Origin of the sequence: Bradyrhizobium genomosp. I (2014), assembly GCF_000261685.1 — a bacterium.
Classification (GTDB): domain Bacteria; phylum Pseudomonadota; class Alphaproteobacteria; order Rhizobiales; family Xanthobacteraceae; genus Bradyrhizobium.
Window position 1 is genome coordinate 1 of the sequence record NZ_AJQE01000404.1, and the last position, 6,737, is coordinate 6,737.

Annotated in this window: 5 protein-coding genes; 3 read left to right on the forward strand and 2 right to left on the reverse strand. The window is 62.8% G+C overall.

Annotated elements, in window-relative coordinates:
• Both IC50_RS35430 and IC50_RS35435 read right to left on the reverse strand, forming a co-directional pair.
• Positions 1-734, reverse strand: a 734-nt coding sequence (locus IC50_RS35430) for a HipA N-terminal domain-containing protein (RefSeq protein ID WP_035716067.1), incomplete at its 3' end; no start/stop codon positions are given.
• Positions 734-985: a helix-turn-helix domain-containing protein gene (locus tag IC50_RS35435; RefSeq protein WP_011084786.1), complete on the reverse strand. Its 252-nt coding sequence runs from the start codon at positions 983-985 to the stop codon at positions 734-736. The genes IC50_RS35430 and IC50_RS35435, both read right to left, overlap by 1 nt.
• Positions 986-1,474: 489 nt before the next feature.
• On the opposite strand from IC50_RS35435, the gene IC50_RS35440 reads away from it, so the two are divergent.
• The 3 genes from IC50_RS35440 to IC50_RS35450 all read left to right on the forward strand — a co-directional run.
• Complete coding sequence (locus tag IC50_RS35440; RefSeq protein WP_224516874.1) at positions 1,475-2,986, forward strand: Wadjet anti-phage system protein JetA family protein; 1,512 nt, start codon at positions 1,475-1,477, stop codon at positions 2,984-2,986.
• On the forward strand, positions 2,976-3,614 hold the full coding sequence (locus IC50_RS35445; protein WP_011084789.1) for a DUF4194 domain-containing protein: 639 nt from the start codon (positions 2,976-2,978) through the stop codon (positions 3,612-3,614). Before IC50_RS35440 ends, IC50_RS35445 begins: the two co-directional genes overlap by 11 nt.
• The coding region (locus tag IC50_RS35450; protein ID WP_035716072.1) for an SbcC/MukB-like Walker B domain-containing protein at positions 3,611-6,737 on the forward strand (3,127 nt) is incomplete at its 3' end. The genes IC50_RS35445 and IC50_RS35450, both read left to right, overlap by 4 nt.

The following is a 6,737-nucleotide window of genomic DNA, read 5'->3' on the forward strand; positions in this document are numbered from 1 at the left end:
CGCGTCCAGATGCGATCGAACCGCTCAACTGCGAGCACGCGGCGCCCGGCGAAATCGATGATGCTTGATTTGGCGACAGGCAAGCCGAGTGCCGCAACCAGCTCAAGGCACAGATGCTCGTTTTCAACGCTGCCGGTCAGGTCGATTCCGTTCGGCAACTTCCCGATCTGCGGCTTGATAATGTGCGTAGTTGCGGTCGTGCCATGAGGCACGTGCCACTTGTCTTTCCAGTAAAGCAGCGCTGTCTTTTCCTGCGCGCCCGCGAGAGAAATGCGGAAGTCCTGGTCGGGGCCGATGCCGAGCGGATTGCTGGCAAGGTTGCCGAGAATGGCGGCGATCTCCTGATCGCTAGCGGCGCGGCCATCAATGGCGCCGGCGCCCCCGGGTGCGGCACTGTCGGGAAGGAATTGCAGCGCCCCGATGCAATCGCGGCCGATGGCGGAGAGCAGGCTGTAAGCATCGGCGCCATCAGCATGCGCGCGTTCGGCGACGCGTCGGCGGATGTCGTCATTATCGGGCAGAAGATTGTCAAAAACAGCGACGACGGGATCGCCGATATAACGATCCTCCCGCAATGGCAGCGACACGGAAACGGGGATGGCATTTTCCCACGCGAGCCACTGCTTGTCATACTGGAAATCGATTGCGCCACTGCTCTCGCGCCGCAGCCGCCCGACCAGCCGTGCGTTGAGGTAGACGTTGAGCGGCGCACGGGCAGGGCGACGACGCGCCATCAGAACAGATCCTCAATCGCTTCAGCCGTCAATTTGGTGCGCGGCCGGATGACCAGCTCGAGGTCGAGCGCGGCCAGCGCATCCATCAAGATGCGCAGCTGCGTTGCAGGTTCACCGGCCTCCAGCTTCGAGACCGTCGCTTGACGCGCATGCATCTTCTCACCGAGGTCCCCCTGGGTGAGCTTCTTCTGCCGCCGGTAGCGCCTGATCCCGGCGCCGATTTGCTGGGGGGTGCGGGCAATCGTATCCATAAAGGCATGATACGCAAACGCGTATAATTTGTCAATATACGCGACCGCGAATATCTACAGATCATACGCTTTCGCGTATACTAGGCATATTGAAATTACTAAAAAGCTAAAGCTGATGATCGATGTAGAGCTGGGCTCGAATCTGCCGGTGGGCGAGAGAGCCTCCTCGACATGTCGAACGTTCGTATCACTATCGTGCCAAGCAACTCCTTGTATCCATTTTGCCGCAATAGTAACAACAACAAATTCAATGACTTGAGGCCGGATTGTTCCCGATCTGAGACCGGACACTAGCTCCGATCGGACCTTTGGAGTCTCGACAGCGATTGAGCTGGAAAGCTATATTAGAACATACTAAGAACTGATCTTCCGGTTGTGTTTTCAAGACCCACTCTCACTAACATTTTGCCCGGCAGGCCGTGCATTTAGTGCCGCCAACTCAGGATGAGGTCGGGCCCAGGAGCCGCGTCATTGACCTTGTTCCGCCATTTGCATGACGACGCCTTTTTAGCTTTTTCGCGCGATCACAAGCACCTGTACGCAGCGTGTCTGCTGGATCTGCACGAACGCTTCTTTTCAGGCGCGCCGTCGTTCCCGACGCCGCAGCAGGTGGTCCACGCCATCTACGACGTCATGCGCGCCAACCCCGTCCTCTGGAACGAGGGCGATGATTTCGGCAGCCTGCCGGAAATGATCTCCGCGAGACGCCGCCGGATCCGGAAGGCCGACGTCGCGCTCGCTTCCGAGAAGGGCGACAAGGCGCTCGGTCTTGCCCGACAACTATACGCCCGGCTGCTCGTCTGGGGATGGCTTGAAGAGGAGGAATACGGGCTTCGCGTCACTGTGGACATGGCTATGGGACCGCTGCTCGTGCTGCAACGGCTCGCGAGCCTCAACAAGGATCTCTCGCAGCGATTCGGCGGCTTGATCGTGCAAATCCGCCTCAACCTGGAGGCCGTCGAAAAACTGAGGCCTGAGATCACCGACCGCAAGCAGCGCGAAGCCGCGCTCGCCGTCCGCGAGGCGCGCAATCAGGCCGACCAGTTCACTAAGAGTCTGCGGGCCATTCTGGCCGACCTGAAGCGCGTCCGACGGACCGTCATGGAGTCGAAAACAGTCGCTACCCGGCTCGAAGCCTTTTTCGAGGAGTTCATCGAACAGCTCCTGCTGAAGGATTTCGAGTCCATCCTCACCGTCAACCATCCATACCGCTTCCGCGACGCCATCGTCGATCTCGCGCGGAGGATCTCCTACAGCCCGGAAACCATGCAGGTCCTCGCCGAGGAGTACATAGCTTCCAGCATGGCAGCCGACATCGAGGACGGTCGAATGGCCGCGGCCGACGACCTGCTGGCTATCGAAAGCATCTTCGATCAGATCGGGGAGATGTTCGACAGGATCGAGGCCTTCCGCAGGCAGCTCGAAGCCCGGGTCCGCAACACCATTAAGTACGCCGAGCGGGGCGGGCAGGGACTCGTCGGCCGGGCCGGCGACCTGGTGCGGCGCCTGGATGCCTTACTGCGCGACGGCAGGCACCACAAGGCGACAATCGAATGGAGCATCGAGCCGCTGCGGTCGCCCTGGTCGGAGCACCATCAGGCGCCGGCCAGGCAGCCGCGCCGTCCCGTCGAAGCAAGGGAGCTCGCCGAGCCGCCGTCGGATCCGTTGTATGAACTGCGCAAGAAGCTCCGCCTCGAGTACATCGCTCGCATCGCGCCCCGCCCCGAGGATGTCAGACGATTCCTCGAGGGCCAGGTGCCGCCATTCGCGACCAGGGAAGCCCGCTTCATGGAAATCGATACCGTGGACGACTTTCTCGCCTTCGATTGCGCCCGCCGATATGCGCTGACAGGCGAGGTTCCGGCGCAGGTCGCGGCCGGGTTCGAACTCGAACCGTGCCCCGACACGCCCCCACACGACAGCGAATGGCTCCGTTGCGCCAACTTCCTGGTCAAGCGATCGGGCGCACTCCGGAAGGCGAGGGCGGCTCATGCTCAGTGAGTTCGAAAACGTCGAGCGCTCCTTCGGCGCGGAAAAGGCAGCCGACCTCCGCAAAGCGCAGCACTTCCTGCTACGGCGGCAGTTCGTGTTCGCGGGAGACCCCCGGACCGGGACAGTCTACAACACGATCATGGACGGCCGCTTCCGCGACGTGGTCGACGGCTTCTTCGATAGTTGCGGATACCGCGTCCACCGCGATCCGGAGGCGCAGTGGGCCGGCATCGTCGCCATGGACGAGGACGTGCCGCTGCCCCGGATGAAGCTCGACGAAACCATCGTCATGCTGGTGCTGGCGGCATACTGGCAGCAGGAGGTGAACGTCGGAGCAGTCGAGGACCGGGCCGTCGTAGTGGCCACTTTGAACGACCTGTTCGATCGCTACCGCGAGATGGCGCAACACGGCGGCGGTGGCGCGATCTCGGCCGCCCGGTTCCGGGACATCCTGCGCGAGGTCGCCCAACGCAGTTTGGTCGAGATCGGTGATTTTGACGACGAGCAGCAGGACTGCGAGATCAGGATCCGTCCGATGATTAAGCTGATCAGTGGCGGCGATGCCCTCCAACGGCTCGAGCGCTACGTCCGTAGCGAGGAGGCGCGGTTTCCGCAGCCCGCAGGAGACGAGGCATGATGGAGCTACGCCACCTGACGATGGTGAACTGGCACCTATTCGACGTCGCCGACATCGACGTGAGGGGACACGTCGGGGTCCTGGGCGAGAACCGGTCCGGCAAATCCACAATCCTCGACATGGCACAGGTCGTTCTCACCGGCGGGAGCCGGCGGTTCTTGCGCCTGAACGCGGTCGCCGGCGATAGCGGAAAATCGCGCAGCGGCTCGAAGCGCAGCGTCGTCGATTACTGCCTTGGGACGCTCGGCGAAGATCAGCGCCGGCGCGACGAGGCGCGCACCTACATCGCGCTCGGTTTCGAAGACACGGAAGGCGCCCGGTCACCGGTCACGATCGGCATGGCGCTCGAGGCGCGCAAGTCCGACAGCAGGGAGACCGTGCTGGCACTCTTCGTAGCCGTCGGGACCGTTCTGAGCTCCAAGGACTTCATCGAGCAGCGAGGAAAGTCGCAATTCCCGGCGCAGTGGGAGGACGTGCGCGCCCGGATCGTCGCAGCGGTCGGCGAAGGCAACTTCGTCAATCATCGCGACCGGGCGAGCGACTATGTCCGCGAGTACATGCGCCATCTTCTGCCGCATTCGTCCTTTGGCGAACAGAACGCCAGCGCCCTGCAGAAATCAATCGTCAACGCGATGACGCTCGATCACAACCAGACGGCGACGCAGTTCGTGCGGAACTACATCCTCGAGGACAGTCCGATCGGCATCAAGGAGCTGCGCGAGTCGATCCAGACATACCGCAACATCAGCGAGACCATCCGGAAAATGCGCCTCAGGCTCGAAGCCCTAAGGGCGCTTCGGGGCGTCCTCGCCGCGCTTGAAGAGGCGCTCGAGACCAAGTTCAGGGAGGAATGGGTCGCAAAACGCGCGACTTGGCTCGCGGCGCGCGCGACAAACCTGGACTTCAAGACCAAGCGGCGTACCGAGATGGCGCGCCGGGACGCCGCAGCAAAAGAACTCGAATTCATCGACGACGACGTCAAGGCCATCGATAAGGAGATCGAACGCCTCACGGCCGCGATCGCCGAGCACGATGCCAAGACCGGCAGAAAGTCCCTGCAGCAGACCGCCGATGTGGCCGGGCAGGCGGCGCACCGCGCCTCGGCGGACTTCAAGGCTCGCATGGAGAACATCCGTCGCCTGGAGCCGCTACGCGCGATGTGCGCGGACGGTTTCGAGGACTTCGTTCCTGCGCTTGAGCGTCTTCTGACCGCCACCGCCGGGGCCGACATCGGGGGCGTCTCCGACGAGGTCACCGCGGCCGAGAAGTCCTTCGCGGCAAGCGGCGCCAAATGGCTGCCGAAGATCGACGAAGCGCGTCAAAGGATCATCGCGGAGCTTTCCGGCCTCCGCGGCAGGCGCGACGAGGTGCTCGAACGGATCCGACAGCACGCCGCCGGAGGGGCGCGCGCCTATCTCGGCGACGACACTGAACTCCTCTGCCGCAGGCTGCGGCAGGGTGGAATGGTCCCGCGCGTACTCTGCGACATCATCGAAGTCGCCGAACCCGAGTGGGTAGGAGCCGCCGAGGCGCTCCTCGGTCGCGACCGGGAAGCCGTGTTCGTGGACAGAGCGGATATCAGCGCCGCCACGTCAATCTTCAAGGAAGGTCGCCGCGAGTTTCGCCATGCATCGCTCGTGAGCCTAAACAAGCTCGAGCAGTTCAGGGCCAAGCCGGAGCGCGGCACTTTCCCCTCGATCTTCCGGAGCCAGGATCCGGACGCGATGGCCTTCATCATGCGCCGCTACGGCAACGTCCGTCTCGCCGACACGCTCGACCAGTTCAACAGGCCCGGCCGGGCGATAATGAAGGACGGCCTCTACGACGACGGACTCGTCCGGAGCCATCGCTGGATCGAATCCTCGCAGTATAAGATCGGAAAGGCAGCCCAGGCGAACGCCCTGCGATCCCTGCAGGATCAGGCCGAGGAGCTGGGTCGGATCCTGATCGACAAGGGGAAGGAGGCCCATGCCGCGGAGCAGGCTTTTGCCGCTCTGAAGAACATCTGCGAGGGACGTAATGATCTGGGGGCTTGCGCGGCCGCCTTCGCGGCCGCGCAGACTGAGGTCGCTGAAGCTCAGGCCAGGCTCGATGCCCTCGACGGCGCGGGGGACGGCGGGCTTCGCGACAAAAAGAGGGCGCAGCAAAAGCTGAAGGAGAAGAGGCTGGAGGAGAGAAAGACACAGCAGAAGGCGTTCGGCGAGCATGACGGCGAGGTCAGGTCGGCGGAGAGGAGGCTCGGAGAGGGCGAGAACGTGCCCGGCTCCGAACTCAACCTCAGGGTCGCCCGGTCGATATACCGCAAGTTCTTCCCACTCTACTCCACCGCGAAAGGCAGGGCCGTCTACCGCGACCGCCTCGATGCCGCAGCCCAAAAGGGCTTCGCTGAGAAACACCGGGCCATCGCCGAGAAGGCCTTGAAGGATGCGAATGTGTCCGACAACGAGCGCGCCCGGATCGAGCGACGGGTCCGCGAGCTTCTTTACGATTACTTCGACCAGTTCGGGATGAGTTCGCAGGTCGGTGCGGAAAGCGAGCCGCTGCGGGAGGTGAAGCCATGGATGGAGCAGCTGATCTCGGATATCGAATCCAATGAGCTGCGCCAGTACGAAAGGCAGGCGCGGGATGCGGCGGAAAAGGCCTCTACCCTGCTGCGCGGCGAGTTCATCAACGCGCTCACGGCCCGGATCGGAAAGATGGAGCGGGAGCTGCAATCGTTGAACCGTAGCCTCTACGCACATCCGTTCCATAACGAGCGATATTCATTCCATCGCACCCAGATGGTGGAATTCCAGCCCATCCTGAAGATCATCGAGATCGCCAAAACCTCTCCGGAGGCGCTCGATATGCTGTTCCGGGGCGACGTGCCCGATGACTTCCCGCACAAGGATACGATCGTCGCACTCGAGGCGCTGCTCGAGGACCCCGACAAGGATTTCACCCAGTTCGAGGACTACCGCAACTTCTACACCTTCGAGATCCACATGGAGGATGTTGCCACCGGCCGCTCGACCCGCTGGGAGCAGCGGCGCGGCACCGGGTCTGGCGCCGAACAACAGGTGCCTATCTACGTTGCCATCGGCGCTTCGCTGGCCGCCGTCTACGGCAGCGCGGAGCGTCGTG

Excerpts from the sequence above, each read along its gene's own strand:
- IC50_RS35435 (WP_011084786.1), bottom strand. The coding sequence starts at position 985 with ATGGATACGATTGCCCGCACCCCCCAGCAAATCGGCGCCGGGATCAGG.
- IC50_RS35445 (WP_011084789.1), top strand. The coding sequence starts at position 2,976 with ATGCTCAGTGAGTTCGAAAACGTCGAGCGCTCCTTCGGCGCGGAAAAG.